Source organism: Roseovarius sp. 10 (genome assembly GCF_033100315.1).
In the GTDB taxonomy this organism is placed as follows: Bacteria; Pseudomonadota; Alphaproteobacteria; order Rhodobacterales; family Rhodobacteraceae; genus M30B80.
This window is the reverse complement of sequence record NZ_JAWLVH010000001.1, coordinates 1,062,506-1,088,607: the sequence shown is the minus strand read 5'-3', so window position 1 is coordinate 1,088,607 and position 26,102 is coordinate 1,062,506. Positions and strand designations below refer to the sequence as shown.

Genomic DNA, 26,102 nt, shown 5'->3' with positions numbered 1-26,102 from the left:
ATGACATCGATCAGCCTCTACCGATTTCAAAGCTTTGAACATAAGCTTCTGGTTGTGCTGGATCGAAGGTCTTACCCATGATCATGTGCGACTTGTAGGTAACGTCCGGGGCATCGTAGCCCAGGTCTTCCATTACTTTTTTGCAATCGGCGGCAAGATAAACTTGTTCAGCAACTGCTTTGTAATCTACGTCACCCTCAATGTAGCCCCAGCGCTTCATTTGCGTCAGGATCCACACCCCCATTGAGTGCCAGGGGAACGGATCGAAATCAATTCGATCTGGTACATTTTGCACTTGTCCAAGTCCGTCTGCAAACGTGCCAGTTAACACTTGCTCGATGACTGGAACGGGTTGGTTTAGATAGTTCGTTGGTGCAATTGCTTCCGCAATCTGGCTTCGGTTGTCTGGGTTTGAAGCATATTGTGTGGCATCAATAATAGACTTGAGAAGGGCGCCGTAAGTATTTGGTAGCTCTTGTGCAAAGGACAATGGCGCCGCAAATGCACAACATGGATGACCTTCCCAAATGTCCTTAGTGAGCATGTGGATGAAACCAATACCTTCCCAAACGGCACGTTGATTGAATGGGTCTGGTGATAAGTAACCGTCTAGGTTTCCAGCGCGCAAATTAGCTACCATTTCAGGCGGTGGAACAACGCGAATTTGGATGTCTACGTCTGGGTCCAAACCAAACTCCGCTACATAGTAGCGCAAAAGAAAATTATGCATTGAATACTCGAATGGAACGCCAAACGTGAAGCCCTTCCATTGCGTTGGGTCGCGCTTATCAAGGTGCTCATTGGACAAGACGATTGCCTGACCATTAATGTTCTCAACCGCTGGCATAATATATGGCGAGGCCACTGACCCAGCACCCAATGTCATTGCGAGTGGCATCGGTGTGAGCATGTGGCTCGCGTCATACTCACCAGACAAAGACTTATCGCGCGCAACTGCCCAACCAGCAGTTTTGATCACTTGTGCGTTCAAGCCGTACCGTTCGTAGAAACCCATGGGCTGCGCCATAATAATTGGTGTGGCGCAGGTGATGGGAACGAACCCGATATTCAAGTCTGTTTTCTCAGGTGGGCCCAGTTCATCAAGAATCGCAGCTTTAGCTTTGTCTAAGGGGAATGCTGACGCGAGTGCAGCAGCAAAGGTGCTGCCACCGAGCATCCCCATGAAAGAACGGCGACTTATATCGTTCTGACCAAAAACTGAACGTACCACTGCACTCTCGATGGCGCGCTCCAACATCTGTTCAGACGACATGCTGGGAGCGGCGTGGTGTTTAGATGAAACTGCTTCGCTGATGGCACATGCATGGCAACCGCAATCAGCACCATGACGTAAGTCCGTTTTTTCGGAGAATGGATTTCCTAAACTTTTTATAGACATGGGAGGTCCTTCCTGAGTGGTTGGTCGTCCCATGAACAATCACAAAAATTTTCAGTGTGGTGCAGGTCATCGCTGAAAATTTCTCAAATTATGAAATTTGTTTTAAATCAATATCTTACTATGAATTTTGTTGTTTTATAATTTACGAAAAATCGTAAATTATAAAATTTCGTATCAATTTTTGTTTGCATAGTGATAGTGTTGCCACATGGCGAGGATTGTTGAGTTTCTTGATTCCCTTGTGTCGGCTTTGCCGAGCCCTGCGCTTATTTTGGACACGCATTCTGATGAGATTGTTGCCTCCAATCCCGCTGCTAAAAAATTACTCGCAGCGGATGAGGTTATTGAAGGCATTGCATTCTCACGCTTGATACAAGCTGACCTTGCGAAATTTATCGTATTTCTGGAGGAGGTGGATCACCGCGGCGAAGCCTGGTCACGAGATATACAACTTTTTACGCTTCATAACCGATCGGTGCGTTGCGAAATTCATGCAAAAATTCTTCCGGATGACCCAAGGCATGTTTTGTTGCTTATGATTGATCTCGATGAATTTTCTCGAAGAGCCGCGTTAGCCGAGACGGCAAAGATCCACCGCGGCGGCTTAGAAGAGTGGAAACATGCCGAGCAATTTTTTACTGAACTGGAACGTGAAAACCAACTTATTCTCAACGCCGCTGGTGAAGGAATTTATGGTGTTAATGCTGAAGGGCAGGCAACTTTTGTAAATCGCGCCGCCCGTGAAATGTTGGGCTGGACAGCAGAAGACCTATTAGGTCGTAATATTCACTCTTTGATTCATCACCATCATTTAAACGGCGACGTATACCCAGCGCATGAGTGTAAGATTTATCAATCCTTTCGATATGAACAAGTTAATCGAATTGATGATGAAGTGTTTTGGCGTAAAGACGGCAAACCGATCCGTGTAGAGTACGTTTCGACACCAATCTACGACCAACAAGTTCTGGTTGGAGCTGTGGTGATCTTCCGTGATATCACTGAGCGAAAAGAAAACGAACGCAAGTTAAAAGACGCATTAGCTGAAGTGGCGTCGTTACGCGATCGGCTAGAGCAGGAAAATGCATATCTTCAAGAAGCCATAAGTTCAGAGCGTGCCCATCATGATATTGTTGGTGTATCGCCAGCAATAAAGCAAGTTAGGGCTCGCATTGATTTGGTTTCTGCGACGGATAGCACTGTTTTGATCACCGGAGAGACTGGTACAGGAAAGGCCCTGGTGGCCAATGCAATTCACAAAATAAGCAATCGATCAAAACGTGCAATGATACAGTTCAAGTGTGGCAGCGTTGCAGCAGATGAATTAGAACGTGAGCTTTTTGGCGTTGTTCGCGGAGCTTTTGCCGATGTGTTACGTGATAAGCCTGGAAAGTTAGAGCTTGCGCATGGCGGAACGTTATTTTTGGATGACGTTTCTGAGCTGCCACAAGAAACCCAAGGGCGGCTTTTGCAGTTTTTGCAGACAGCAACTATTACCAGGCTTGGTGATACCCGTGTAAAGGCATTGGATGTGCAAGTGATTGCAGCAATGACTGACACACCTGAGAGCGCTGTAAAGTCAGGTAAAATGCGCGAAGACTTAATGTACTTTCTCAATGTGTTCCCAATATCATGTGCGCCATTAAGAGATCGGCCAGAAGATATCCCATTGCTAGCTAGCCATTTATTGGGCGTTACTTGTAAGAAGTTAAATCTTGAAGCTCCAATCCTCACAGAGCGCGCTGTGCAGCAAATGAAAGCATACTCATGGCCAGGTAATGTTCGCGAGCTGCGAAATGTAATTGAGCGTGCTGCGATTTTGTCTGCTGGTGGTAAAATTGTTTTAGAACTTGGAGCATCAGGGGCTTCAAGCGCCGCGCCTGTACGTCAAATCCGAACTGAAGACCAAATAGATGATATAATACGCGACAGCATGATAGCATGTCTTAGAGAAACTAACGGCAAGGTTGCTGGTGCCAACGGTGCGGCAAGCTTGATGAATGTTAAACCAACGACATTTTACTCTCGTATTAAACGGTATCAAATTACGCCTGCGGAATGGCGCTCCATTTAACAAAAGGTTTTTAGAGCGAACTTGGAGTAATTACGGTCAAAACCGACCGACATGTGCCAGTGTGCCCATCATGAACTCTCGATTGTAGTGAAGGTATTTCACGCGAGGGTCGTTGTTGGATCGTCGCATTACAGTGTCATAGTCAGATAGGCAGACAAGCTGGGCTTGGTTGTGCACAACTTCAAAACTTCTGTCGGTTAAAAACTCCGCTTTGAATTGGTCCGCCAGCGCCCTGTCTACAAAGTTGAGCACCGTTACCGTTCCACCCGCGTTGTTCTTCAGGCCGTAGCAAATGACCTTGCTTCGCTCGTATATGAAGCTCGCGTATTCCATTGGGCTTTCGTAGAATTCCGTCATTGCACCTACTCCCAATACCACGATTTCAGCGTGTGCTCTTAGAAGCAAGTAGTGCAACAAGCGGAATAAGCGACTTTGCATGGTAGATTGGATTGCGCGCGAATGATGCAGATGAATTGGCCATTCGCACAAAATATAGCCGCTTATGATGCCGTATGTAAAAGCAGTCATTAGCGCATTTGTATTAAAACCGTTTCTCCACGAAGGCTGGAAAAGACCTATCGCCGGAGTGCACGTCGGACTTCAAATCCTCTAAGCTCTTATCAGTGCCGCTGCTGTCCTGTGGCGTATGGATGCTCCAAAGCGCTGAATATACCACGAAGCTCCGCAAGACCTTTGAGTCTCCCAATCACTGGATATCCAGGCTGCGTATTACGACTAAGATCATCCAAAATATTTTGTCCATGATCTGGTCGCATAGGGATTGAGTAATCGGACCGTCCTTCGGCTTTGCGCCGCGCCTCTTCATAAACAATTGCTGCAATTAAAGCCACCATATCAGTATTGCCACCAAGGTGCTCGGCTTCGTGGAATGAACAAAGGATACCGTCAGTTTCTCGCAATACATTACGGAGATGGAGGAAATGTACCCGATCACCCAAACGGCTCATCATTCCAGGTAGGTCATTGTCTGGTCGCGCGCCGAGTGACCCAGAGCACAGGGTAACGCCGTTGGCCATAACGTCTACCGCTTGCAGTACTTTAGTATATTGTGCCTCAGTGGACATAACACGTGGTAATCCCAAAAGGGGAACGGGTGGATCGTCTGGGTGGCAACACAAGCGTAACCCTAACTCTTGAGCAACTGGTGCAACTTCAGTCAGGAAATCAATTAAATGGGCTTGGAGCTTAGCTTCACTCATGTGAGCATACTGGCTTATATGTGTCCGCACATCGTCTAGTGAAAAATGTTCTGCCGCCCCTGGCAGTCCACATACAATGTTCGATGCTAATTGTTCTTTGCGAGCATCCGACATATCGGCAAATCTTTTTTCTGCGGCTTCTTTCAACTCCTCATTTAAATCATGTGGTGCTTCAGGTCGCTTGAGAATAAACAAGTCAAAAGCAGCGAAATCTACTAGATCGAACCGCATACAAGTGCCACCGTGTTTAACTTTCCAGGCTAAATCCGTTCGGGTCCAATCTAAAACTGGCATAAAGTTGTAACAAATTACCTCAAGACCAGCATTGGCGAGATTTTGAAGGCTAGCTTTGTAGTTTTGGATATGTGCTCGCCAGTCTCCATTCTGCTTTTTTATATCTTCGGATACTGGCAGGCTTTCGACCACGTCCCAAGTCAGTCCTGATTTTGAACCATCTTTAAAGTGTTCAATCTCAGCTTGCCGTTTTGCTATTTCACTGGCTGTCCATATCGAGCCAGTAGGTAGATGATGGAGTGCCGAGACAATGCCTTCAGCACCCGCCTGAACTACATCGTCAATGGAGACAAGATCTTTCGGGCCAAACCAACGCCATGTTTGTTTCATGATTCCCTCCAAAATATTGACTATGAACTTATCAGGAAAATTATTTGCCGACTAGTATGGCAGTATGGTAATTCTGTGATTAGGAGGACAAGAATCATGGATGGTGGATCAATCCGCGCTTGGAAAATTGATCAATATCTACCGATCGTGCCGCAGTTGTCTGCTTTTTTGCGCGATGCCATTATCCGTGGTGATCTCACTCCTGGCCAAAGAATTTCCGAAAGTGAGATAGCAACGCTTTGCAAAGTCAGTCGCCAGCCTGTGCGCGAAGCATTTATTCATCTTGCGATTGAAGGACTGTTGGAAATCCGCCCACAGCGAGGGACGATCGTCTCTAAAATTGATTTTGTTACGGTGTTGGATGCGCGTTTTCTGCGTGAAGCAATTGAAGCGGATATTGTTGGAATTTTAGCTTCCAAGCCAAATCCTGAATTAATTCGAGACCTAAAAGCCCAGATCAAGGCGCAATACAAAGCTGTAGATCCATCGGAGTTTATGCGCTTAGATGAGGACTTTCATCATACTTTGGCAGATGCTGCAGACAAAAAAGGTGCATGGAAACTCATTCAAGGTCTGAAATCGCAAATGGACCGCGTTCGTTTTTTAACGCTCGATAATTTTGAAGTTCGTCATTTGATCGCTCAGCATGAGACTGTGGTTGATTGCATTTCTAGGTCTGACCGGAAAGGTGCCAATCGTGCGATACGAACCCATCTTCGCGCAATTTTGTCAGATCTCCCAAACATGATTGCAGAGCATCCAACCTCATTTCATCGGCCGGAAGGGGATCTTCCATGTCCTCTGAACGCACCCATCTAGCAGGGAGGAACGAACAGTTACAACTTAAGCTTCTACTCGTGATCAAAACTATTGATTGCAGGTGAAAATTTGTGAACTCTCTGATGCAGGGAGTGAATGTATAGCGATCAGGCTTAACATTGATATAGGGAGGAAAATCATGCCATCCATCAAAACCATGACGCAACTTGGGGCAAGCACCGCCATCTTGGCGTTGGGATTTGCGAACATTTCTGCCGCCCAAGAGGCTGGCACAACTTTAAAATTTGCACACGTGTATGAAACTAGCGAGCCTTATCACACGTGTGCCGTTGACGCACATTCTGCGTTAATGGCCGCAACAGACAATCGATACGGGATTGAAGTGTATCCAGCGTCAACCCTCGGTAAGGAAGTCGACATCAATGAAGGTTTAAGTCTTGGTACAGTAGATATTATATACACTGGGCAACTTTTTGCAGGCCGCTCATATGGCCCAATTGCGATTGGTGGTGCCCCTTACATGTTCCGTGACTATGAACATTGGGATGCTTTCAGAAACTCCGATTTGTTTGATGAGCTGTCTCAGGGTTACACGGATGCCACCGGGAACCGCATTGTCGCGATGACCTATTATGGAAATCGTCACGTAACATCGAACACTCCAGTCACAAGTCCTGCAGACATGGAGGGATTAAAAATTCGTGTGCCAAACGCGCCTTTGTACATGATGTTTCCTGAAGCAACGGGCGGTAACCCAACCCCGATTGCCTTCGCAGAGGTTTATCTAGCTTTGCAGCAAGGGACAGTTGATGCGCAAGAAAATCCACTTCCCACCATTCAAGCGAAAAAATTCTACGAAGTGCAGTCAAACATTAATTTGACAGGCCACATAACAGACGCATTGCTGACCATCGTTGGCGGGCCCACCCTGTCATCCATGGATGAAGCAGACCAGGCAGCTCTTAGCCAAGTACTGCAAGATACAGCCGTTTGCGCGACCGACGCAATTCGTGCGGCAGAAGCAGAGCTAGTTGATTGGTTCCGTGCGGAGGGCGTGACAGTCAATGAAGTTGATCGGGGTCCATTCATCGAAGCTGTTCGTGCAATGCACAACGGTGAAATGGCAACTTGGGATCAAGAGACGTACGATCGTCTTCAGGCCATCGGCCAATAATTTATTTCGGCAAAAAAGTAATAAGGGGGACGGTGTCGTCCCCCTTACGTACGGACACAAATTAGGTTGTCTCACATGAACCATGATAATGGCAGCAGCGACGGACAAGAAAATTTACCGGAATTTCTCGAGGAAGAAATTTCGCTTTCCGATGTACGTTTAGATGATATTCCAGTCTTCCTAATTTTTTGGATCTTAGCATTTGTTGTATTTTTGCAGTTTTTCACTCGCTATGTGCTTAATGACTCATTGGGCTGGACTGAGGAGATAGCTCGCTTTCTTCTGATAGGTGTGGCTTTTTTGGGAGCTGTGATGGCTACGCGGAAACAGTCTCACATCGCAGTGGAGTTTCTTTATCGCTACGTACCCCGTCAGGGACGCAAAATTGCTCAATTAATTATTGATTTGGTAAATGTTGCCTTCTTTGGTTTGTTAACAGTCCTAACAATCCAAATATCGGGCCGGACCCAACAAATGATGGTCTCAATCGATGTACCCAAAGCATACATGTATTGGGTGGTCGTGGGCTGTTTTGCCGCAATGACGTTATATGCATGTTTGAACACATGGAGGCACTGGCAGACCGGAACTTCGCGGCTCATAGACCCAGAATTACACGCAGATAAATCCGCAAAGGTTGAATAGGAATTTTCCAATGGAGATAGCAGTACTCTTTTTGGCTTTATTTGCTTTGATTGTAATGGGCGCGCCCATCGCTATTGCGCTGGCGGGTTCATCTGCAATCTTTATTTTTCTAAATGGCAGCGTTCCGCCGATGGTCGTGTCTCATCGCATGATTAATGGCGTGGACAGTTTTCCTTTGCTGGCAGTCCCGTTTTTTATTCTTGCTGGTAATCTGATGAACACGTCTGGAATTACCGAGCGTATTTTTAGTTTTGCACTTTCGCTAGTTGGTTGGATGCGTGGTGGCTTAGGCCATGTGAATGTTGGGGCTTCAGTTATTTTTGCGGGTATGTCAGGGGCTGCAGTTGCTGATGCGGGAGGACTAGGTGCTATCGAAATCAAGGCGATGAAAGATGCTAAATACGACCCTGAATTTGCGGTTGGTGTGACGGCAGCATCTTCTACAATTGGACCTATCATACCGCCTTCCCTACCGATGGTTATTTATGGAGTTGTCGCGAGTGCTTCAATTGGTCAGTTGTTTGCAGCTGGCTTTATTCCGGGCCTACTCATGGCAATTTCCTTGATGATCCTCGTTGCTGTAATCGCACGACGCAGGAATTATCCGCGTGACCAGAACTTTTCTTTTGCATTTTTGTACAAAAGCTTTGGACGAGCGTTTTTGTCGTTAATGACACCCGTGATTATTGTCGGTGGTATTTTGTCTGGAGCTTTTACGCCAACTGAAGCGGCAATCGCTGCGTGTGCCTATGCTATCTTTCTTGGCCTTCTCGTGTATCGCACGCTTAGCTGGAAACGATTTATTCGAGTTAGTTACGACACAATTGAAACGACAGCGGTTGTTTTGTTTGTTGTGGCCGCGGCTTCCATATTCGCGTGGGTTTTGACTTCTAATCAAGTTCCCAGGACAGTGGCTGATTTTCTTCTGACTATTTCTGATCGCCCCTGGGTAATCCTGCTGCTCATCAACGTCATTCTTTTGATTGTCGGTTGTTTTATGGAAACTGTAGCCGCAATCACAATTATGGTACCGGTTCTTTTGCCCGTAGCCATGGCAATTGGTGTGGATCCAGTGCATTTTGGCGTCATTATGGTACTAAATCTGATGCTTGGTCTTCTTACACCTCCCGTTGGCATGGTCCTATATGTGCTGGCGAGAATAGCGAATATTCCCTTTGAACGAGCGTTTGTCGGAACTGTGCCATTCTTGATACCTTTGGTAATTGTCTTGTTGTTGGTCACCTATGTGCCAGCCATAACAATGTGGTTGCCGACCTTGCTGTACCGTTAATGAGCTCCTTTTTAGCAATTGGTTAGAAAAATTGATTGTTAATGATAGGTGAGTTTGATGGCTGACCAAATGGATTAGTATTTTCAATATTCCTCAGCCAACATCACCGTGAGCACCCGTGCGGTAACGGTTTCATCTGCAGGGTCAGGTGAGTGCATGGTGTAATCGAGGTCGTAGTAATCAAACTTCCAGAACACCTGGTGTTCCCCGTAGTGAAATGACCCGAAGTCATGCTCGCCATAGGGATCGTTGGCAGGAATAAAATCGTCATAGGCTTTGATGCGATCAAAGATCTCATAAACAGCAGCATGACCCAGAGCTGCGATGCCCGCTATGACGGCCACACGACAGCCCGTGAAGCTCTGCCGTGCGCGATCATTAAGTGCCCTTATTTGCTCAACATCTGGCTCAGCCATTTGCGGCTGCCCGCGCTGCTCCTGGCTTGACACGTGGCTCTCGCTGTGTGGCTTTGGCTATGGCACTGTCCAATTCCCCAGATGATGCTGCGGCGATGAATGCATCTAGAACAGGCTCGACCTCTTTGAGTGTTTTGACGAATACAGCATTGTTGATGCCATCGACTGCGATCACACGTGCCCCATAACGGCACTGCACATACCAGCCGCCGTCTTGAGCAAAGAACCAAGGCCGCACACGGCGATGGGTTTGTACTGACACTCGTTCCCCGTGCTCGTTGTTCATCCATTTGTGTCGTTCAACTCTATGATCCTTTCCTTCAAGTGCAGCGGCATAGACCAGCTTTTGTTCTTTGAGCCCCGCCACGAGCTTTTCACGACGTGCGATCACAGGATCACGTGTTGTGGCTTTGGTAACTGTCTTGAAGTTGAGTTTTGCCAATGCATTCATCTGCTTGCTCCGATATTATCTAGTGATATCAGAAGCATATGGTCACAGATGTGCTTGGACGACCGAAAAGATTGGTCGCTGTCAACTATTGGCTAGCGCACATAAACCGAAGCTACGCCCATAAAAAAAGCGCCTCGCGGTGTCATCCGCTGACGCTTGATGTTCATTGATCTCTTGTTCGCTCGCTGAGCTCTTGTTTGTTGTGTTTGATCTTCACTGAGTTTGTTTGATCAATTGCTGTTCGAGCATTTGCTGTTTGATGCCACTGAACAAGGATGTGCCAAGATTTTCATCTACGACACGATTTAGTTCTACTTGTCAGATATGCGTCAGTGCGAAGGGGCCTTGCCACGCTCCGCTAGGGCTGTGATGCCCTCTGAGGAATATCTTGCCCAATAATCTGCGTAAGCTGCTTGAGCTTGCTGCATCCAAATGGGACTTGCTGCTTTATTTATGCGCAGCGCCTGTTGTTCATGCTCATAGGCACGCATTGCATCAGGATAGCCACGATCCCAAGAGATGTCCAACAGCTGTGTGTCTGCACCCATGCGCCAATATTCGCGTGTGGCGTAGTTGGCTACTTCCCATCGGTCCTTCACAGGCATGATCCAGTTTTTGGCAATCGGACCAGTTTGTTCGTGATGTTGGGCCCAAACAGCGTTCAGCACACAGCAGGCGTGCTTAGTGTCAGCAACAGGCGACTTGAGTAGGAAGTGGAGGTGGAAGTTTTCGCTGTCTGAGCCTTCATGCGCAAAGCACCAGCGTGGCACACGCATGTTCTGACGATCTGCTGCATGTCCGAAGAACACGCGATCCACACGGTTCCAGTAGCTGCGGAGAAGTTTATCTGCGGTGTTGCGGCCAAGCGTACGGCCATTCACAAACTTGAGCGTGCCGAACACATCCCAGTCTTGCTCCAGCAGATGCTTCATTAAAGCTCTGCGTTCCTGCTTGCGCTGCGCAAATGTCATGCTCTGTCCTCCTCGTGTATTTATCAACGAGGGGCAGATGCTGGCGACAACTTGGATGTTCAGTTCATTTTTGACATGCGGTGTTAGTGGCAGCCCATGAATTAGGCGATAAGTCCTGGCATTTTGCGCTTAATCAAAGAGACCGCCGGCTGAAGGCTGCCAGCCACATCGCAAAGTGAAGTAAGTTTTGCAAAATTCAGATCGCTACCTCGATCAATATAGAGACAAACGGTGCGTAGGTCTTGGATCAAAACTGCATGTTTTGTTTCGTCTACAAACTGATCCGCGAGCGATGCCGCATATCGAAACCAAGGCGCATAAAGTTGAAGCTCAGTTGCTAGAGCCGCAGATTTTGTTCGGAACACAGTTTCCGAGAATGCATCCAACCTGATGTCTCGGACCGCTCCGTGTAAGTACATCATCAGGGAGAAGCGTTCGACGTCATGCAGATTAATCTTACAATCAAATCCTACGTAATCGCATGAGTGATCAAAGAGCTCAGAAGATGCGTATTTCTCAAAGATCGTTTTCAGAGGCTCAGGAAACTCACTGCGAATTGACGTTGAAATAAGCCCGGCCTTGCCGCCATGTTTAGGCAAATTCATGACAGTGATATTGCCTTCATCCCAAATAACGCAGTTGCCAAAATCGTGGCATTGGAACACGTCAGCCTGAAATCCAGTTATCATTGATGTGTATGGATTGGGATCATCATCGTTGTAGGTAAAGCAGAACTCAGCATCCAAATTTATGATGCAGATCCAATCTCGAACCATTTGGTCCAAGACAGCATTTAGCTCTGATACTCCAGTGCTGAGATTGTTCATTTGGAAACACCTCGCACGTAGTCTTCGAGATACTGAAACTGCTCATATACAGACATTTGGTGCCATTGATCTGCAAAGACAGAGCCAGCTTCGCGGGAAAGATTTTCAAAGATTGAGCGATCAATTGCATGAATGAGATCACTTTCCAGGTGATCCAGCATGTCATGGAAGGGGTTCACCGCTTCGTATTCATCCGCCAGAGTGTTTACAGCCTGGCGCTTGTAGATAAGATCTCGTACGTCTGCGTCCACAACCTGCGAGAGCCCCTTCAGTTCCAACATCAGTGTTTTCCTATCCATGATCTTTCTCCAGCATGGTGCAGATTTGTGTTTGTTCATCTGCGGTGAGGGTTGGCCAACGCGCAGCGAATGCACGGGCTTGGGTTTCGGGAAGCAGCGCTTCAGCTAGAGGCACAAAATCTGAGGATGCGATTTTGTAAGTGTGTGCAGCATTGATCACGCGGCGTAGCCCATAGAGCTCAAAAAGCTTCAATTCCGTGGTGAGGCTTTTGTCAGGATCGCTCATGGCGTGCCTCCAGAGGCTTGGTTCAAGATGCTTGCCACCGTGCGCGGCTGAGGGGAGGCTGCAGGCGCAAACTGCCGTGCGGCGTCCACTTGTTCTTCGAGGTAATCGATGAAGTCACGTGCATCGCCAGTAAAGTTAGCCATCAGCTGCTGAACTATAGACAGGGGGACATTTGCCCCCTCAGCGGTGAGGATGGCATGAGCGCGCGGCACCCAATCCATTGGCGCAGGCTTTTTGACCTCCACACAGCGCATACGGCTTTGCAGAGCGGGCTTGAGCTTCTTGATGTAATTGGTACTTGCCAGAAGCTGCACGCTTTTGTGCTGCTCGATGAAGGTGCGGGTTTTACCCGGGAGAGCCTCTTCGATCTCGTCTATCTCATCGACCACGATAATTGCGGGCGTGCCGATTGGCCACATCTGCATCTGGGCCATGTTGAGCATCTTGTCATAGATGCCTTTGGCTGCATCCGCGCCGTTGAGTGTAAAATCCTCACATTCAATGCCTGCTTGAGCGAACTGGGTTTCTGCGATCAAACGCAAAGCTTCTGACTTACCAGTGCCTGGCTCACCATAGAGCAAGAGGGGCTTGGAGGGGCGTGCATGGGCGTAGCGATCAATGATCGCGGCGACATTGGGATCGGCAAAGACGAGGTCATGCACAGACCGCGGCCTGTGACGTTCAGCGAAGGTCATGGGATATCCTTTCGGGGGAAGAGAGCTTGCGCTGCGGGACGTAATTAGAGACGCCCCGCAACGACGTTTGTCATTCAGCTGGGATAGCTTCACCGTTGATCCGCACCTTGTGTGACATGGAGGCAAAGAGCTTGGGCGCAAAAGTTTTGACGTCTTCTGTGCGCCGCTTGGCAACGTCAGCTGCCTCAAGACCTTTCTGATCATCCTGCGCTTTTTGATCGAGATACTTGCCCGATGCGATCAGCACCGTATCGATGACCTTGGCATCGTTATTGCCAAACAAGAGATCACCCGTGCCATCAGGATTACAGCGGATCAGACCCACCACATAGTCCTCGTCATATTCGCTGTTGGGTTGGATGAACTCAGGCAGATCAAAGGTGGCAACTGGAATGCGGGCCATATTAAGACCCATAACGGCCATTTGCTTGTAGTCTTCGGCAGTCATTGTCTTGCCGTCTTTGATCTTAGACGTACGGCGCACTTCTTCCACGCCACCGCATTGTTCGATGTAGCTGGTTAGAGATTGATCAGCGGGCTTAAGATCATAGGAGATGCCCAACACACGCGCATAAGCCTGCTCGCGGTTGCCTTCTTTGCCAAACACGTAGCGGATTACCTTTAAGCCCAGGCTCGTATTTGAACGTGGCTTCATTGCACGATCAGTGAGCAACGCATTCAAGGTGCGGCGCTTGGCTGTGTCTTCCTTCATCTCTACGAAGACGGCAAAGCAACGCTCGAGAATAGCATAGAGCTCTTCATTGGCAGCTTTGAGCGATCCTTCTTCCCATACAGCCCGTGCATGGGCGATTTGATCGAGTGTGGTTTCCAGCGTTTTGCGATAGTCATTAGTAGACATGTGATGTCCTTTCACAGATTGAGCTTGGTGTGGCTTAGAGCCACGCAGACAGCCAACGGACGGCTGATCATCACAATCTGCTCGACAAATACTGATCTGGGACTAACTGACGAACATGCAGAGCTTCGTGGAGTCACTTCCTGATTACCAAGCATCTGGGTGTTTCTCCCAGTACAGTTTTCAATGTGCCCCTCCCAAAATAAGCAAGAGACAAAGGGTCCGAAGCGCACCAACACCTCCATACATAGGCGCGCCCGGACATAAATGCTCGGTTTATTATTACTGGTGGCGCTTTTTAAAGCTCAGCTCAAATTACTATCAAACCTGTAAACAAAACGGTGTAGGTCCCTGCGCTAAACTCTATGAAGACTTTGGCGATCTTTACAAAACTGGTTTCCGTGATTGGTGGCAGGAACGGTGGCAACTCTTTGCTGAGCGGCCTGCCGTTACGGTTGCCGATGGTCAGTCTGCAGCGGACGACCCGTCGAATATTCTTACACTCAAGCTGGACTTAAGCCGAGGCAAAGAAGCTATACGGCGATCCCTTGAGGCACTGCATTTGCAACTTCATTATCCAGAACGTGTCGCAACAAACCATGGGTCTACTGCACGATACTCTGTGTTTTCGCGTCCCATCTTGATGACCTTGCATCGTCAACTTCAAATTTACCGGCATAAAACACGTGATCCTGGTGCCACTGATGCAGAAATCGCGGACAGGGTTGGTATCACCGTAAACAATCGCCTCGAAGGCTTAACAGAGCGACAACTGATCAAAGCTGGCATCTCAATAGATCCGCTTTATGCCCAAATGCGACGGGCCAAAAATCGCGTGGTTCAGCGAGACTTTCGAATGGCATGCAGCCTGATAAGGAATGTAGAGCAAGGGATTTTCCCCAAAGCGGACACACGCTAAGGATGATTTTGGGAAATTTTGCTCGCCTCGATTGGCTTCCCAAAAATCTTAACTACATGTTTTAAATTGATAAAAAGTTCAAACACTGTGTTGTGAAACACTATGTTTTTGACAGTAAACTCAAACACTGTGTTCTGCGAAGTAAACGCCAACACTGTGTTAAATCCGTAAACAACCGCAGAATGTTTGCAGCAAGATTTACAGGGCAGACCAATATACTGATACGCTTACCGGACCGCTGCTGCCTCGCTCCTATTTTGGATAAATATCTGTGAACGTTGGATATTTAGGAGGCAACATGAGCGTAAAACTACTTGAACATTTGAGAGATGAGCTGATTGGCAGTGGCGCTGTGCGTAACACGCCAGAGTTTTGTCGGGCCTGGCTTGGGCGCAGTGAGGGGTACATTCGAACACTCCGCAATCATGGAACAGGCCCAAGCGTAGAAACCCTTGCAATCTGCTCTCATAAGCTTGGGCATTATGCTGAGCGCCTACGTGCTACTGGATCAGCAGAGCACGGCAAGCTCGCACTACAATTTGAGCGTCTCAAAGGATTGTGTGATCAGAGTATAGCCCGACATGCGGAGGCTGTGTGGCGAGACCCAGAAAGGATGTCGGCATGAGCGTACATTCGAAATGGGTCCTGCAGGATAAAAAATCTGCCGCGCGGATTTTTCTAGGGAAGTACTTATCAATTCAGCCTGGTGATTTTGCATCACCCCAATTTTGCACAGGGGCAGCGCATGGATGATCGTGATGAACTGCGACGCTTGATTGATTTGATCGAAAAAGGATCAGGAGCTGCAAGTGTTGAGCAGGCGGTAGATGACCTCAAAACTTTTGCCAACACAGCGAGCTTCCTCGCAAACAAACTTGATGGCAGGCTCAAGGCAAAAGATGCCAAGCCAAAAGCGAAAAAAGCGGCTGCAGCTCCCAAGGCGCCAATGCCTATCCCAAAGTCGAAGGTTAAACCCGCTAAACCATCTCAATCTCCTGAGCCTGCTAGCAAGCCTGTGATCAATGCGATCTCTACTGGGATATCGCAGGCAGACTTTGATCGTCTCAAGCCGCAGTCACCACAGGCCCCGATCAGCTCTATTACATCGTAATGGCGTCTAAGACACGCTGTACGGGCCCTGTGTGGGGTGGACGGTGGTGATGCTAGGCCAGTGTAGCGGCACACGTGAGTTGATAAACTGCGCCTAAAAACGAGCGAAACATTCGCAGATTTTGGGTGAAAGAACTGCCTCCTAAAATCTAGACCTTACGGCCAAGAGGTGCATAGCGCGAATAGTGTTTCAGCAGAGGTACACCCCATCCACGTCAATCAAGTATATGATTTGTATGAAAATAATAGACCGGCAAAATAGTGTAGATCCGAATCTTTCATCTGTTTAGCTCTCAAGGCTGTTGCAAAAATGTGAGGGACTAATGACTGCTTCTGCCGATCTACTTCTATTCGTAAAGTCAGCCGGGGTAGGGGAGCAGCATCAGTATGCTCACAGCAATGGCCACAGACCTATGTCTTTGATGGAATTGGCGCGTAACCTGTCGGAGCAGGGGCTGGTTCATCTGGTTCAAAAGCGTGACCGCAACGGCTTTGCTTATATTGCAGTTCGAACAAGCCAGCCTTTTTACGCGGCAGCAGAATAGCCAACGCCTTCCTCGTTATGCTTGCTTTCAATTTGAAAGCGTTCAAGGTGTGAGTGTCAGCAGCTACTTTCTGATCCCAAGTCCCTTATGTAGCTGCTCACATCCAGAAAGCGGATGACTTTGGAGCTGCAAGGGCGTTCATCAATTCTTGATCATAGCAGATCAATTCATCATCCGTTCATGCACAGCTTGCATCCCACGATCCACCATGTCGCTTACCTCAGCGGCATGGCGATGTAATGCCGATACCAGTTCTGGATCGTTTGATGTTTGGGTCACTGCAACGCCGTTTTCGATGACTTCAATTTCAGTATCTATATGCTCACCGCGCATGAAGAATGCATCCAGCGTTGGGCTTTGAATAATGACTTGTGGGTCATCCTTCGCTTCAACACGTGCAATCATGCCCGTCACATGGCTCACCAGAGCGTTGAATGTATCAGGGTCACTGGTTGTTGTTACCGTATATATGCCGTTTTCCAGATTGCTCACCTCACGCTCAATTAATGTGAAGTTACGAAATAAGGTTTGCATTTCGGCAGTCTCATCCGCTGTCGTATTAGCCCCTCGAAGTCCTGGCATGGTATGTTCGTCATGCCCCATTCCATGGCCACCGTGCTGCGCATGAAGCCGCTCATGCCGGGTCATCATCTGTGCTTCAACGATATACGCACCTGCCGCGAGTGTGCTGAGAACTGCTATGCCTGCGAAAAGGTAACGTTTATTCATTGGATGGGTCTTTCTGTAACTATCAGGCACTAAATCAGCGTGGCTTACTTCCTACAAGTCCACGGATTGCCGCATGAGAATTAGCTATTTCAGTGTTGCGGGGTCAAATTAAGCAATGAGAATTTCGTTTGGTATCAAGCAAATGATACGTTGCGCTGATATCCTACAAGATTTTGAGGTTTTGCTAGAAAAGGTCCAATTTCTCTATAAGCCAACCCCTGCTTTGATCCCATGTTGCATGCGGTGTCGTTTTTTTCTAGCCTGGCGTCATGGCATTATTACGTAGTGCAATTTTGGGGTGTTTCGTTCTTTTCGGGGCGATGTTTGCTGTGTCGGCGAACGCGCACACTGTCATGTCGGAACCGCACATGACTGTTGCTGGCATGGATGGACATGGCGATGCCGCATGCTGTGACGAGATCAAACACTCTGCTTCAACTTGCTCCGTGTTTATGGCTGTCTTGGCACCCACAGAGATATTACAGATTGTTGCGCAGCAAGCATCTATTGTCTTTGCAACAGATACTGTCTTGCCAGATGGGTTCATCGTGCCACGGCTTAGGACCCCGCCACGAGGGTGAAACTGGTCATAGAAGGACGGCTACGCTTCGCCGTCACGACGCAGTGAAAATTTTCTAGTGGTAATAGCGATAGGTCCACTCCCCCTAAGCCCTTGGGTGATGTGAAAGGTCGCTTGGTCTTGATCGAATTGGACATAATCAGAAATGAAACGAGCATTAATTCTTGGTGCGGCGGGTGCAGGTTTTGCGGCTGTTGGTTATTTTGTCATGGGCAGCAACCAGCCCGCTCAAGCAGTAACCTTACAGGCTGAAAACCCGATGGTCGTCTTGCAAGGCAGCCAAATTTATCAGAACAACTGTGCATCTTGTCACGGTGCCAATCTGGAGGGTCAACCCAACTGGCGCCAACGAGATGCAGAAGGGCGTCTGCCCGCGCCTCCGCATAATGAAGATGGCCACACATGGCATCACGATAGTCTTACGCTATTTGGTTTAACCAAATACGGCGTCGCAGCCCTTATTAATGACCCGAGCTATCAGTCAAACATGCCCGCTTATGAGGACATTTTGACGGACGAAGAGATCATCGCGGTGCTGAGTTACATCAAATCTACTTGGCCAGAAGAAATTAAGGCCATGCATGACGAAATGGAGCGACAACGATGAAACAGGTCTTTTTTGCATTCCTTGTGGTTCTGGGCAGTTACGCGGCAGCATTCGCGCATTCTGAATCTGAAGAAACGACACCGGCTAATGCCTCACGCGTCACGGCTGTTGATCAAATTGAAATACGATTTGACGACCCGATGCGCGTGACAGCGGTGTCACTTGTCGGGCCGAATGGCGACACCGCCCTTGAGCGTCAAACAGGCCTAGATCCCGCGACTGAGTTTGTCGCCACCCCTGAAGATGCGCTTCAGCCCGGCAACTATGAGGTTGAATGGAGAGGGCTGTCTAGTGATGGCCATCCCATGGAGGGCAGCTTTTCTTTTGAGGTGGTTGAGTGATGCTTGATGGCATCATTGCGACCGCAATTGCGCTCAAGGCGGGCAATTACGCAGCGAGCCTTCTGTGTTTAGGAGGGCCGCTATTCTTAGCGGCTTTTCCTGACGCCGATAGCAAGATCAAGAAAGTGGCCAAGGATGTCGCTATCTTATGTGCGTTAGCCCTGCCGCTTGTTGTTGCCCTGCGGATTGCTGTCCGTTCGGCCCGTATTTCTGGGGGCGGGTTGGAGGGGATGCTTGACCCGATCATGCTTCAGATCGTTTGGGAAAGTCCTTTAGGGAGCTTTGCGCTGTTGCAAGTTATTGGGTGCACCCTAATTCTGGCTACAATTGCCTCGCGACAGTTGCGGCTTGTTGTTGGTTTGACCGGGGCAATCATTGTTGCAACATCATTCGCAACCATCGGCCACTCTCTGGGGGAACCTCGTTATCTCCTTGCGCCGCTCATAGTCGTCCATATCTTGGCGGGGGCATTTTGGGTAGCAGGTCTAGCACCCCTATATCGCGCTTCTTGTGAGGCCAATGGAGTTGTGCTCCTGCATAGATTTGGCGTTTTGGCAGGTCTGGCAGTGCCAATACTGGCGATAGTCGGACTGGCATTTGCGTGGTGCATGCTAGGGTCATTGTCGCTGTTGTTCACGACAGACTATGGCGTGACACTCTTTGCCAAACTTGTCTTGGTTGCGGGGCTTCTAAGTTTAGCGGCTCTTAACAAGTTCAGATTAGTCCCAGAAATGGGTCAGTCGGCGCAAGCTGCGGGCAAAAAGCTGCGGCGCTCCATAGCATTTGAGGCGATCGCCATCGGGGCAATTCTTATCGTGACCGCTGCACTTACCAGCGTGACAATTCCTCCTGTTAACATGTAGGCGGCTCGCCTTAGTCTATGCTGTATAAGTCAAAGACTGAGCGTATGTTTGCCCACCTGAAGAGGGCTAGCACAGCCCACCATGCTAGCCCTCAAACGTATTTTCTTACGCGGCCAGTTTCGAAGTAATCTCAACTTGCCGTTTGATTTGATAGTGGAGCGACTTTTTCAATGTTTCTGTCAGCTCACCTGGTTGCATAACAAAGCCGTAAGGGTTGCCGCCATCCTCAAACTTAACTGGGTCACCGTAACCTGGTGCGACTGGGATCATTCCGAAGTGCATGGAAGACACATAGGTCTGCTGGATTGCGCCTTCAGCTCCACCATTTTTATTCTGCGCAGTTGCAGCCGCTGAAATTGTTTTACCTGCCAGAGCACCGCGCATCCATAATCCACCCAATGTGTCGAGCCATGCGCGCGTTTGGCTCGCCATTCCGCCATAACGTGTTGGGCTCGAAACAAATAGGGCGTTACACCACTCCAAGTCCTCCTCAGAAACGAGTTCTACAGCGGCCGCTTTTTCGGCTTGAGCTTTCCAGCCATCTTGGCTGTTCACAACCTCTACCGGTGCGGTTTCCACGATGCGCCGTAGACGGACAGAAGCACCTGCTTCTTCGGCGGCTTTTGCAGCTTCTGCTGCGATCGCGTGATTGGTGCCGTAGGTAGAATAGAATACTATCAAAAGGTTAGTGTTAGACATGAGTGCCTCCAAATTTGATAAGGCGATATGTAAAGCGCAAAGTGGCGAAATGCTTCCCGCTAAAGTGCACAGCTGATGTGCATTTTTTGATGTGTAGATGATGTTGATTTTCTTCTAGAGCGGTTTGACTGGTCTAGGAAAAGGCCTTTGGTGAGGTAAGGGCTACAGATTATGGATTTAGAAAACACGGATACGAAGTCTGGCCTTGCCTTTGCAGTTTCCGCATATCTGCTTTGGGGTGTCTTGCCTCTCTACATGAAGCTTTTGGCACATGTCTCTCCGGCAGAGGTGGTCGCGCATCGAATTATTTGGTCCGTCCCGATTGCTGCTGCTGTTTTGATATCCTTGGGCAGGGTTGCAGATGTGGTTGCAGCGTTCAAATCGATCAAAATGATGACGATGGGCCTCATAACGGCGGCCCTAATTTCCTTCAATTGGACGGTATATGTTTGGGCCATAGCAAGTGACCGAGCGTTGGATGCTGCGCTTGGATATTATATCAACCCACTTTTCAGCGTTGCACTGGGAGCTGTTTTTCTTCGAGAGCGGCCAAATGCCGTTCAGTTGCTTGCCATTGGCTTTGCCGTTGCTGCTGTCGCCATACTTACGGTTTCAGCAGGCAGCCTGCCTCTTGTTACAGTCGGGCTCTTTGTGAGTTGGGGTTTTTATGCGCTTGCGAAAAAGCAGCTTCCAATCGGCCCGAACCAAGGCTTTCTTCTGGAGGTTTTGGTCCTGCTGCCGTTTGCTCTCGGCTATAGCTTTTATTTGTTCGCAACGGAGACCGGTAGTTTCCTTGAAAGTGATTTGATGACAACGCTTTTGCTACTTGGTTGCGGTGCTATTACGGCAGTGCCTCTTTTGCTTTACTCTAATGGTGCAAAAAGACTGCGCCTCACAACGATCGCAATCCTGCAATATATTGCGCCGACAATGATATTTTTATGCGCAGTGCTTATCTTTAAAGAGCCGTTCACGGGGCCACGTGTAATAGCGTTCCCTTTAATTTGGGCTGCTCTGATAATCTATTCTTGGTCGCTGTACCGTAATTTTAGTGTCAACCGCAGCAATTGATGTGCGTTACAGATCTTTGGGGTCACGTCCCGGGGCGGAGCGATAAGCGGGCAGGCGCCAGCCATATTTTATAGTGCCACCTCGAATGATGAATGCGAACACAAAGCCTGCAGTGGCGGAGATCCAAGTGGAATACTCTAATCCTTCAGCAACAACATAAATCGCTGCTCCAACTGCACAGGCGGCTATGTAGATTTCACGCCGCAAAAGAACTGACGGTTCCCTTGCTATTATATCTCGGATTATGCCACCCAAAGCAGCTGTAAACATGCCCATGACGATTGCTACAGCTGCTGATCCGGTCAAGGAGAGGCCCTTGTATGCCCCATAGACACTGTAGGAAGCCATGGCGAGTGCATCTAGCCAAAGCAAAACCTTGTAGCGAGACTCAACAAAGGGTGCTGTGAAGTAAATTCCAATAGAAGTGCAGGCACATATTAGTAGATACGTCGGCTCAACAATCCAAAAAACTGGGACATCTAAAATTAGATCTCTCGCCGTGCCACCACCTATGCCAGTTGCTGCTCCAAGAAATATAAAGCCTATGAAGTCTAGTTGCTTTCTAGAAGCTGCAAAGGCACCAGTCGCGGCAAACAGCGCCACTCCAAGGTAATCAAGTGCTTCTATGGGGGTCATCACGGAGCAAACTTCCATAATTTTCGTGGGCCAGATTTTGTCATTAGCCGTATATGTTGCTTTGGTTTAGATAGCATTTGAAAATTGCGGGCTCGAATGTTTTATTTTGTCAATTTGTCCACTCGAATTTGGCAAGGGCTTAGTGTCGCCCCTGATGGTTTTTCAAATTTTTTGATGCTTTAAAGTGCATTTTTGACGTCAGCTATCATTCATTTTTCCGACGCAAAATCTAAGATTAGGCGTTTAAGCTCAGGCTCAACCACTTTTTTACTGGCTTGCTTTGGTGAAAACCACTTGCGTTTTCTCTGGTGCTTTTCGGGATACTCTTTGGACAATTCTGAGACTTCATAGCAATAAACAAGTGTTTCAACGTTAAGGCCTACACCTGTTGGCAGTATTTTTTTTGACCGGTATTTTCCTATCATCGCGGAGTTGATCTCGCCAGAAGTGACACCTGCCTCTTCCCAGGCCTCTTGTTGCGCCGCTAAACATTCGTGTTTACCTCTCATGGGCCATCCCTTTGGGATGATCCAACGACCTGTTCCTCGGCTTGTAATTAAGAGAATTTGAAGCTTTTCCTTTTTGTATCTGTAACAAAGCGCGCCAACTTGCAGGTGGTCAGGTCGACGGACTAGTAATTTGATGCTTTCTGCGAGAGCGTTTGAAATAAATCTCTTCATAGTTTTTGATTTCGATTTGTTCTTTAGAGAGCGGTTACGCGCGAAAGCTCTCAACACTTTTTTCAAAGTGAGCTATGAATTCCTTGGTCAGCATAGACGGGGCTTTGTGGATTGGCCTGACCAACGAAATGCGATGTGGGAGAGCGGGAGTAAACGGTCTGAAGCTCAAGCCTTTTTCAGTGTATTGTACTGCGTCGAGCTCACTAACTACTGATACTCCAACACCGTTACAAATGAGCTCGCAGGCTGCTGTGAATTGCCTGACTTCCACGTGTGAATTGAAGTTACTTTTAGCCATTTGGAACCGGCTAGAAAGTTGACTGAAAAATACACTGTCTTTTCGAGTGTGCACCATTGGCTCTTCTGCAAGATCAGAGGGCGAAATCTCATGCAACGCTTCCAAGCGATGCCCAGTTGGGAAAATGCAAACCGTTCTTAAGTTGAGCTCGATATGGTCAATTGCAGGATGACCAAAGAAACCATCGGTAATGCCGAAGTCGTATTGTTCATTTACCATCCATTCTAGGATGCGTTCTGGTCTATCGGGCTCTATTGTCATTGTGATGCCCGGACGATCACGTAAAAAGTCGGCAACTACTTTAGGTAAGTGGCTTGTTGCAAACCCAGGCAAACAAGCGATCCTTAGGTGGCCAGCTTTGTGGCGCGTAATATCGGCGCTTACATCAGCAATGTGCCGCATCAATTCAAGCACTCTGCGAATGTCAGCTTCCAGCACTTGGATTTCTTGACTTGGGCGCAGTTGGCCATCGCGTTTTTCAAAAAGCTGAAAGTCGAAATCCTTCGCCAAATCACTCAGAAGCCGGCTGATCGCTGGTTGACTAATGCCAAGGTTTGCAGCTGCTGCAGTCATTGAGCCGCTGGCTATTACTGACATTAATGCTTCAAGTTGACGAATTTTGGGAATGTTGCGTGATGTCATGCACTTAGCTCCTGGTCGTTTAAAATTATAACCTTGTATTATAAAAATCCACCAAAATAATTACTTGAATTATATGTCGCCCAAGATAAAGTTTCGATTCTGAGGGTCGGTGCGGGTGGGAGACCCGCTTGGCCGTTTGACAGCGCAGTTGAGCGCGTAAGGGAGGGAAAGATGAAAAAGTATCTTTTGAGCGGGGCAGCTGTCGCCGCGACACTGTCGCCCGTCGCAGCATACGCTCAGACGGAAATAAATTTTTGGCATGCTTTCACTGGTCGGCTTGGTGAATTGGTAGCAGAGCAAGTTGAACAGTTTAACGCGAGCCAAAGCGACTATGTCGTAGTTCAGAGCCACAAAGGAAATTACTCAGAAACACTAAACGCTGGTATTGCTGCATTTCGTGCTGGCGAACAGCCTCATGTACTAATGGTCTTTGAGGTTGGTACTGCCACAATGATGGCCGCCGAGGGTGCGGTGCGCCCAGTTTATGAAGTTATGGCTGAGAGTGGCGCAGAGTTTGACCCTGATGCATACATTGGCGCTGTCAAAGGCTATTACACGACAACTGACGGCGACATGTTGTCATTGCCGTTTAACTCCTCAACGCCAGTTTTGTGGGTTAACCGCGATGCATTTGAAGCAGCAGGTGTGGATCCCGACATGGATCTCTCAACCTGGGAGCAAGTTGGTGAAGCTTTGGATGCTTTGAAAGCTGGCGGGGAAGATTGCCCCCTCGTAACCGCATGGCAGAGCTGGATCCATTTGGAAAATTTTTCCGCCTATCACAATGTTCCTTTCGCAACTCGTGACAATGGTTTCGCAGGTCTTGACACCGAGTTGACCTTCAATGGTCCTGCGCAAATTGCGCATTTGACTGCAATGCAAGAGTGGGCTCAGGACGGTAAGTTCATTTATACTGGTCGTCGCAATGAGGGCGGTGCAAACTTCCGCGCCGGCGAGTGTGCTTTGTTTACTGAAAGTTCGGCTGGGTACGCAGGTATCAGTGCCGAGGCCGAGTTTGACTTTGATGTGCGCCCACTGCCTTACTGGGAAGCTGTCGCATCTGAACCCCAAAATACTATTATTGGTGGTGCATCTTTGTGGGTTATGGAGGGGCATGACGCAGAAGAGTATCGTGGCGTTGGCGAGTTTTTGAGTTTCTTGTCATCTACAGACATCCAGGCAGCGTGGCACCAAAATACAGGTTATTTGCCAATTACCGCTGCTGCAGGTGAAGCTACCCGAGCATCTGGTTTTTATGATGAAAACCCTGGCACGGATGTTGCTGTAATCCAAATGACCGCTAACGAGCCAACAGCAAACTCGAAAGGGCTGCGTTTGGGCTCATTTGACCAAATTCGCGGAATTATAGATGAAGAGCTGGAAGCCATTTGGTCTGGTGACAAGTCGCCACAGGAAGCAATGGATAGCGCTGTTGAACGCGGAAACGGATTGCTACGGCGTTTTGAGCAAGCAAATCGTTAATCACGGTAACGGTGGATTTGGTGCGGGCTAATTAGGCCCGCACCTATTCGGGGTTTCATAATGGAAAAGCGTGTAACTTTTCGAGGCTGGCTTTTGCCTTTGCTTCTGATTGCGCCACAAGTTTTGATATCGGCTGTTTTCTTTTTTTATCCAGCAGCACAGGCTATTTGGCAGTCGCTTTTCATTCCTGATCCTTTTGGGCTTTCTGCGCAATTTGTCGGGTTGGGGAATTTTGAATTTCTTTTGTCTGATCGCTTTTATCGCGCATCCTTTGTAACTACTGCTGTTTTTTCTGTTTTGGTTACTCTTTGTTCTATGGTGCCTGCTTTATTTTTGGCGGTGGTTGCAGACCGCTTGATCAAGGGTTCTGGCCTGTACCGGACCCTACTTATTTGGCCTTACGCTGTGGCTCCAGCAGTGGCAGGGGTGTTGTGGATGTTCATGTTCAACACTCGCGTTGGCGTGGTGTCTTGGTACCTTGGGCAACTTGGCTATGATTGGAACCACGTCCTCAACGATGGTGAAGCGATGGGGTTGGTCGTTATCGCTTCAGCATGGGGGCGCATAAGTTATAACTTTTTATTTTTCTTCGCGGCTCTGCAATCTGTCCCGCGTTCTGTCATTGAAGCTGCAGCAATTGATGGCGCACATTTCTGGCGTAGGTTTTTTGGAATAGTATTGCCTTTAATTACTCCAACAGCGTTCTTCTTGTTGGTAGTGAATGTTGTGTATGCTTTTTTTGAGACGTTCGGGGTGATCCACACGATCACTTCAGGTGGGCCACAACAAGCAACGACTATCCTCGTTTACAAAGTGTTCTCTGACGGGTTCGTAGGCCAAGATTTGGGCTCATCCTCTGCGCAATCAGTAATTCTTCTGTTTGTTGTCGGTTTGTTAACGGTCATTCAATTTAAGTATGTAGAGAAAAGGGTGCATTACTAATGGCGCAACA

The 26,102-nt window shown here is 48.3% G+C and carries 31 protein-coding genes; 15 read left to right on the top strand and 16 right to left on the bottom strand.

Annotated features, from left to right (window positions below):
• Positions 1-10 precede the first annotated feature (10 nt).
• Complete coding sequence (locus tag RYZ18_RS05480; protein ID WP_317655389.1) at positions 11-1,399, bottom strand: CmpA/NrtA family ABC transporter substrate-binding protein; 1,389 nt, start codon at positions 1,397-1,399, stop codon at positions 11-13.
• A 208-nt stretch (positions 1,400-1,607) separates the two neighbouring features.
• Between RYZ18_RS05480 and RYZ18_RS05475 the strand changes: the two genes are divergently transcribed.
• Entirely contained in the window at positions 1,608-3,473 is a 1,866-nt protein-coding gene (locus tag RYZ18_RS05475; protein WP_317655387.1) for a sigma 54-interacting transcriptional regulator, read from the top strand.
• A gap of 36 nt (positions 3,474-3,509) precedes the next feature.
• On the opposite strand, the gene RYZ18_RS05470 is transcribed toward RYZ18_RS05475, so the two are convergent.
• Together RYZ18_RS05470 and uxuA are read right to left on the bottom strand one after the other, a co-directional pair.
• A complete protein-coding gene (locus RYZ18_RS05470; protein ID WP_317655386.1) occupies positions 3,510-3,830 on the bottom strand; it encodes a hypothetical protein in 321 nt (106 codons plus the stop codon).
• 263 nt (positions 3,831-4,093) lie between these two features.
• Entirely contained in the window at positions 4,094-5,317 is a 1,224-nt protein-coding gene (uxuA, locus tag RYZ18_RS05465; RefSeq protein ID WP_317655385.1) for a mannonate dehydratase, read from the bottom strand.
• Between the two features lie 96 nt (positions 5,318-5,413).
• On the opposite strand from uxuA, the gene RYZ18_RS05460 reads away from it, so the two are divergent.
• The 4 genes from RYZ18_RS05460 to RYZ18_RS05445 all read left to right on the top strand — a co-directional run bounded on the left by RYZ18_RS05460 (position 5,414) and on the right by RYZ18_RS05445 (position 9,207).
• Positions 5,414-6,136: a GntR family transcriptional regulator gene (locus tag RYZ18_RS05460; RefSeq protein ID WP_317655384.1), complete on the top strand. Its 723-nt coding sequence runs from the start codon at positions 5,414-5,416 to the stop codon at positions 6,134-6,136.
• A 139-nt stretch (positions 6,137-6,275) separates the two neighbouring features.
• Positions 6,276-7,271 (top strand): sialic acid TRAP transporter substrate-binding protein SiaP, encoded by a 996-nt coding sequence (locus RYZ18_RS05455; RefSeq protein ID WP_317655383.1) that lies wholly within the window; start codon positions 6,276-6,278, stop codon positions 7,269-7,271.
• Positions 7,272-7,346: 75 nt separating this feature from the next.
• Entirely contained in the window at positions 7,347-7,916 is a 570-nt protein-coding gene (locus RYZ18_RS05450; RefSeq protein WP_317655382.1) for a TRAP transporter small permease, read from the top strand.
• A gap of 10 nt (positions 7,917-7,926) precedes the next feature.
• Positions 7,927-9,207, top strand: coding sequence for a TRAP transporter large permease (locus RYZ18_RS05445; protein ID WP_317655381.1), 1,281 nt, complete (start codon positions 7,927-7,929; stop codon positions 9,205-9,207).
• Positions 9,208-9,290: 83 nt separating this feature from the next.
• On the opposite strand, the gene RYZ18_RS05440 is transcribed toward RYZ18_RS05445, so the two are convergent.
• From RYZ18_RS05440 to RYZ18_RS05405, 8 genes are all read right to left on the bottom strand, one after another.
• On the bottom strand, positions 9,291-9,623 hold the full coding sequence (locus tag RYZ18_RS05440) for a DUF3768 domain-containing protein (RefSeq protein ID WP_317655380.1): 333 nt from the start codon (positions 9,621-9,623) through the stop codon (positions 9,291-9,293).
• Positions 9,616-10,074 (bottom strand): hypothetical protein, encoded by a 459-nt coding sequence (locus RYZ18_RS05435; RefSeq protein WP_317655379.1) that lies wholly within the window; start codon positions 10,072-10,074, stop codon positions 9,616-9,618. Before RYZ18_RS05435 ends, RYZ18_RS05440 begins: the two co-directional genes overlap by 8 nt.
• 329 nt (positions 10,075-10,403) lie before the next feature.
• Positions 10,404-11,045, bottom strand: a complete 642-nt coding sequence (locus RYZ18_RS05430) for a hypothetical protein (RefSeq protein WP_317655377.1) — start codon at positions 11,043-11,045, stop codon at positions 10,404-10,406.
• A gap of 101 nt (positions 11,046-11,146) precedes the next feature.
• Positions 11,147-11,872 (bottom strand): hypothetical protein, encoded by a 726-nt coding sequence (locus tag RYZ18_RS05425; protein ID WP_317655375.1) that lies wholly within the window; start codon positions 11,870-11,872, stop codon positions 11,147-11,149.
• The gene (locus tag RYZ18_RS05420; protein ID WP_317655374.1) at positions 11,869-12,153 is read right to left on the bottom strand and encodes a hypothetical protein; all 285 of its coding nucleotides are present in this window, start codon (positions 12,151-12,153) and stop codon (positions 11,869-11,871) included. The genes RYZ18_RS05425 and RYZ18_RS05420 overlap by 4 nt, the downstream gene beginning before the upstream one ends.
• 10 nt (positions 12,154-12,163) lie before the next feature.
• Positions 12,164-12,397, bottom strand: coding sequence for a hypothetical protein (locus RYZ18_RS05415; RefSeq protein WP_317655373.1), 234 nt, complete (start codon positions 12,395-12,397; stop codon positions 12,164-12,166).
• Complete coding sequence (locus RYZ18_RS05410; RefSeq protein ID WP_317655372.1) at positions 12,394-13,092, bottom strand: AAA family ATPase; 699 nt, start codon at positions 13,090-13,092, stop codon at positions 12,394-12,396. Before RYZ18_RS05410 ends, RYZ18_RS05415 begins: the two co-directional genes overlap by 4 nt.
• A gap of 70 nt (positions 13,093-13,162) precedes the next feature.
• Positions 13,163-13,951, bottom strand: coding sequence for a hypothetical protein (locus RYZ18_RS05405; protein WP_317655370.1), 789 nt, complete (start codon positions 13,949-13,951; stop codon positions 13,163-13,165).
• Positions 13,952-14,066: 115 nt separating this feature from the next.
• Here RYZ18_RS05405 and RYZ18_RS05400 point away from each other — a divergent pair, with 115 nt between their 5' ends.
• From RYZ18_RS05400 to RYZ18_RS05390, 4 genes are all read left to right on the top strand, one after another.
• Complete coding sequence (locus RYZ18_RS05400; RefSeq protein WP_317655369.1) at positions 14,067-14,867, top strand: winged helix-turn-helix domain-containing protein; 801 nt, start codon at positions 14,067-14,069, stop codon at positions 14,865-14,867.
• A 298-nt stretch (positions 14,868-15,165) separates the two neighbouring features.
• Positions 15,166-15,492 (top strand): DUF6626 family protein, encoded by a 327-nt coding sequence (locus RYZ18_RS14200; protein WP_411567075.1) that lies wholly within the window; start codon positions 15,166-15,168, stop codon positions 15,490-15,492.
• A gap of 120 nt (positions 15,493-15,612) precedes the next feature.
• Positions 15,613-15,978: a hypothetical protein gene (locus tag RYZ18_RS05395; RefSeq protein WP_317655368.1), complete on the top strand. Its 366-nt coding sequence runs from the start codon at positions 15,613-15,615 to the stop codon at positions 15,976-15,978.
• A gap of 322 nt (positions 15,979-16,300) precedes the next feature.
• Positions 16,301-16,522 carry a hypothetical protein gene (locus RYZ18_RS05390; protein ID WP_317655367.1) on the top strand — a complete coding sequence of 74 codons (222 nt, stop codon included), beginning with the start codon at positions 16,301-16,303 and terminating at the stop codon, positions 16,520-16,522.
• 162 nt (positions 16,523-16,684) lie between these two features.
• Here the strand turns inward: RYZ18_RS05390 and RYZ18_RS05385 are convergent, their stop codons facing one another.
• Complete coding sequence (locus RYZ18_RS05385; RefSeq protein ID WP_317655366.1) at positions 16,685-17,251, bottom strand: hypothetical protein; 567 nt, start codon at positions 17,249-17,251, stop codon at positions 16,685-16,687.
• A gap of 725 nt (positions 17,252-17,976) precedes the next feature.
• Here RYZ18_RS05385 and RYZ18_RS05380 point away from each other — a divergent pair.
• Genes RYZ18_RS05380 through RYZ18_RS05370 form a run of 3 tightly spaced genes read left to right on the top strand, consistent with a single transcriptional unit; the run spans position 17,977 to position 19,642 of the window.
• Positions 17,977-18,438 (top strand): cytochrome c, encoded by a 462-nt coding sequence (locus RYZ18_RS05380; RefSeq protein WP_317655365.1) that lies wholly within the window; start codon positions 17,977-17,979, stop codon positions 18,436-18,438.
• Positions 18,435-18,779: a copper resistance protein CopC gene (locus RYZ18_RS05375; RefSeq protein ID WP_317655364.1), complete on the top strand. Its 345-nt coding sequence runs from the start codon at positions 18,435-18,437 to the stop codon at positions 18,777-18,779. Before RYZ18_RS05380 ends, RYZ18_RS05375 begins: the two co-directional genes overlap by 4 nt.
• Positions 18,779-19,642: a copper resistance D family protein gene (locus RYZ18_RS05370; protein WP_317655363.1), complete on the top strand. Its 864-nt coding sequence runs from the start codon at positions 18,779-18,781 to the stop codon at positions 19,640-19,642. The genes RYZ18_RS05375 and RYZ18_RS05370 overlap by 1 nt, the downstream gene beginning before the upstream one ends.
• A gap of 105 nt (positions 19,643-19,747) precedes the next feature.
• Here the strand turns inward: RYZ18_RS05370 and RYZ18_RS05365 are convergent, their stop codons facing one another.
• Positions 19,748-20,341 carry an NAD(P)H-dependent oxidoreductase gene (locus RYZ18_RS05365; RefSeq protein ID WP_317655362.1) on the bottom strand — a complete coding sequence of 198 codons (594 nt, stop codon included), beginning with the start codon at positions 20,339-20,341 and terminating at the stop codon, positions 19,748-19,750.
• A 171-nt stretch (positions 20,342-20,512) separates the two neighbouring features.
• On the opposite strand from RYZ18_RS05365, the gene rarD reads away from it, so the two are divergent.
• Complete coding sequence (gene rarD, locus RYZ18_RS05360) at positions 20,513-21,412, top strand: EamA family transporter RarD (protein ID WP_317655361.1); 900 nt, start codon at positions 20,513-20,515, stop codon at positions 21,410-21,412.
• 6 nt (positions 21,413-21,418) lie between these two features.
• Here the strand turns inward: rarD and RYZ18_RS05355 are convergent, their stop codons facing one another.
• The 3 genes from RYZ18_RS05355 to RYZ18_RS05345 all read right to left on the bottom strand — a co-directional run bounded on the left by RYZ18_RS05355 (position 21,419) and on the right by RYZ18_RS05345 (position 23,668).
• A complete protein-coding gene (locus tag RYZ18_RS05355; protein WP_317655360.1) occupies positions 21,419-22,048 on the bottom strand; it encodes a trimeric intracellular cation channel family protein in 630 nt (209 codons plus the stop codon).
• A gap of 209 nt (positions 22,049-22,257) precedes the next feature.
• A complete protein-coding gene (locus RYZ18_RS05350) occupies positions 22,258-22,728 on the bottom strand; it encodes an NUDIX hydrolase (protein WP_317655359.1) in 471 nt (156 codons plus the stop codon).
• Positions 22,729-22,762: 34 nt separating this feature from the next.
• Positions 22,763-23,668 carry a LysR substrate-binding domain-containing protein gene (locus RYZ18_RS05345; protein ID WP_317655358.1) on the bottom strand — a complete coding sequence of 302 codons (906 nt, stop codon included), beginning with the start codon at positions 23,666-23,668 and terminating at the stop codon, positions 22,763-22,765.
• Positions 23,669-23,839: 171 nt separating this feature from the next.
• Here RYZ18_RS05345 and ugpB point away from each other — a divergent pair, with 171 nt between their 5' ends.
• Positions 23,840-25,150 carry a sn-glycerol-3-phosphate ABC transporter substrate-binding protein UgpB gene (gene ugpB / locus RYZ18_RS05340; RefSeq protein ID WP_317655357.1) on the top strand — a complete coding sequence of 437 codons (1,311 nt, stop codon included), beginning with the start codon at positions 23,840-23,842 and terminating at the stop codon, positions 25,148-25,150.
• Positions 25,151-25,210: 60 nt separating this feature from the next.
• Positions 25,211-26,092 (top strand): sn-glycerol-3-phosphate ABC transporter permease UgpA, encoded by an 882-nt coding sequence (gene ugpA, locus RYZ18_RS05335; RefSeq protein ID WP_317655356.1) that lies wholly within the window; start codon positions 25,211-25,213, stop codon positions 26,090-26,092.
• Positions 26,093-26,102: the final 10 nt, after the last annotated feature.

Excerpts from the sequence above, each read along its gene's own strand:
- ugpA (WP_317655356.1), top strand. The coding sequence starts at position 25,211 with ATGGAAAAGCGTGTAACTTTTCGAGGCTGGCTTTTGCCTTTGCTTCTG.
- ugpB (WP_317655357.1), top strand. The coding sequence starts at position 23,840 with ATGAAAAAGTATCTTTTGAGCGGGGCAGCTGTCGCCGCGACACTGTCG.
- RYZ18_RS05415 (WP_317655373.1), bottom strand. The coding sequence starts at position 12,397 with ATGAGCGATCCTGACAAAAGCCTCACCACGGAATTGAAGCTTTTTGAG.
- RYZ18_RS05425 (WP_317655375.1), bottom strand. The coding sequence starts at position 11,872 with ATGAACAATCTCAGCACTGGAGTATCAGAGCTAAATGCTGTCTTGGAC.
- rarD (WP_317655361.1), top strand. The coding sequence starts at position 20,513 with ATGGATTTAGAAAACACGGATACGAAGTCTGGCCTTGCCTTTGCAGTT.
- RYZ18_RS05375 (WP_317655364.1), top strand. The coding sequence starts at position 18,435 with ATGAAACAGGTCTTTTTTGCATTCCTTGTGGTTCTGGGCAGTTACGCG.
- RYZ18_RS05395 (WP_317655368.1), top strand. The coding sequence starts at position 15,613 with ATGGATGATCGTGATGAACTGCGACGCTTGATTGATTTGATCGAAAAA.
- RYZ18_RS05450 (WP_317655382.1), top strand. The coding sequence starts at position 7,347 with ATGAACCATGATAATGGCAGCAGCGACGGACAAGAAAATTTACCGGAA.
- RYZ18_RS05355 (WP_317655360.1), bottom strand. The coding sequence starts at position 22,048 with ATGACCCCCATAGAAGCACTTGATTACCTTGGAGTGGCGCTGTTTGCC.
- RYZ18_RS05475 (WP_317655387.1), top strand. The coding sequence starts at position 1,608 with ATGGCGAGGATTGTTGAGTTTCTTGATTCCCTTGTGTCGGCTTTGCCG.
- RYZ18_RS14200 (WP_411567075.1), top strand. The coding sequence starts at position 15,166 with ATGAGCGTAAAACTACTTGAACATTTGAGAGATGAGCTGATTGGCAGT.
- uxuA (WP_317655385.1), bottom strand. The coding sequence starts at position 5,317 with ATGAAACAAACATGGCGTTGGTTTGGCCCGAAAGATCTTGTCTCCATT.
- RYZ18_RS05455 (WP_317655383.1), top strand. The coding sequence starts at position 6,276 with ATGCCATCCATCAAAACCATGACGCAACTTGGGGCAAGCACCGCCATC.
- RYZ18_RS05370 (WP_317655363.1), top strand. The coding sequence starts at position 18,779 with ATGCTTGATGGCATCATTGCGACCGCAATTGCGCTCAAGGCGGGCAAT.
- RYZ18_RS05410 (WP_317655372.1), bottom strand. The coding sequence starts at position 13,092 with ATGACCTTCGCTGAACGTCACAGGCCGCGGTCTGTGCATGACCTCGTC.
- RYZ18_RS05430 (WP_317655377.1), bottom strand. The coding sequence starts at position 11,045 with ATGACATTTGCGCAGCGCAAGCAGGAACGCAGAGCTTTAATGAAGCAT.
- RYZ18_RS05440 (WP_317655380.1), bottom strand. The coding sequence starts at position 9,623 with ATGGCTGAGCCAGATGTTGAGCAAATAAGGGCACTTAATGATCGCGCA.
- RYZ18_RS05380 (WP_317655365.1), top strand. The coding sequence starts at position 17,977 with ATGAAACGAGCATTAATTCTTGGTGCGGCGGGTGCAGGTTTTGCGGCT.
- RYZ18_RS05420 (WP_317655374.1), bottom strand. The coding sequence starts at position 12,153 with ATGTTGGAACTGAAGGGGCTCTCGCAGGTTGTGGACGCAGACGTACGA.
- RYZ18_RS05445 (WP_317655381.1), top strand. The coding sequence starts at position 7,927 with ATGGAGATAGCAGTACTCTTTTTGGCTTTATTTGCTTTGATTGTAATG.
- RYZ18_RS05460 (WP_317655384.1), top strand. The coding sequence starts at position 5,414 with ATGGATGGTGGATCAATCCGCGCTTGGAAAATTGATCAATATCTACCG.
- RYZ18_RS05470 (WP_317655386.1), bottom strand. The coding sequence starts at position 3,830 with ATGACGGAATTCTACGAAAGCCCAATGGAATACGCGAGCTTCATATAC.
- RYZ18_RS05385 (WP_317655366.1), bottom strand. The coding sequence starts at position 17,251 with ATGAATAAACGTTACCTTTTCGCAGGCATAGCAGTTCTCAGCACACTC.
- RYZ18_RS05400 (WP_317655369.1), top strand. The coding sequence starts at position 14,067 with ATGCAGAGCTTCGTGGAGTCACTTCCTGATTACCAAGCATCTGGGTGT.
- RYZ18_RS05350 (WP_317655359.1), bottom strand. The coding sequence starts at position 22,728 with ATGAAGAGATTTATTTCAAACGCTCTCGCAGAAAGCATCAAATTACTA.
- RYZ18_RS05390 (WP_317655367.1), top strand. The coding sequence starts at position 16,301 with ATGACTGCTTCTGCCGATCTACTTCTATTCGTAAAGTCAGCCGGGGTA.
- RYZ18_RS05435 (WP_317655379.1), bottom strand. The coding sequence starts at position 10,074 with ATGAATGCATTGGCAAAACTCAACTTCAAGACAGTTACCAAAGCCACA.
- RYZ18_RS05480 (WP_317655389.1), bottom strand. The coding sequence starts at position 1,399 with ATGTCTATAAAAAGTTTAGGAAATCCATTCTCCGAAAAAACGGACTTA.
- RYZ18_RS05345 (WP_317655358.1), bottom strand. The coding sequence starts at position 23,668 with ATGACATCACGCAACATTCCCAAAATTCGTCAACTTGAAGCATTAATG.
- RYZ18_RS05405 (WP_317655370.1), bottom strand. The coding sequence starts at position 13,951 with ATGTCTACTAATGACTATCGCAAAACGCTGGAAACCACACTCGATCAA.
- RYZ18_RS05365 (WP_317655362.1), bottom strand. The coding sequence starts at position 20,341 with ATGTCTAACACTAACCTTTTGATAGTATTCTATTCTACCTACGGCACC.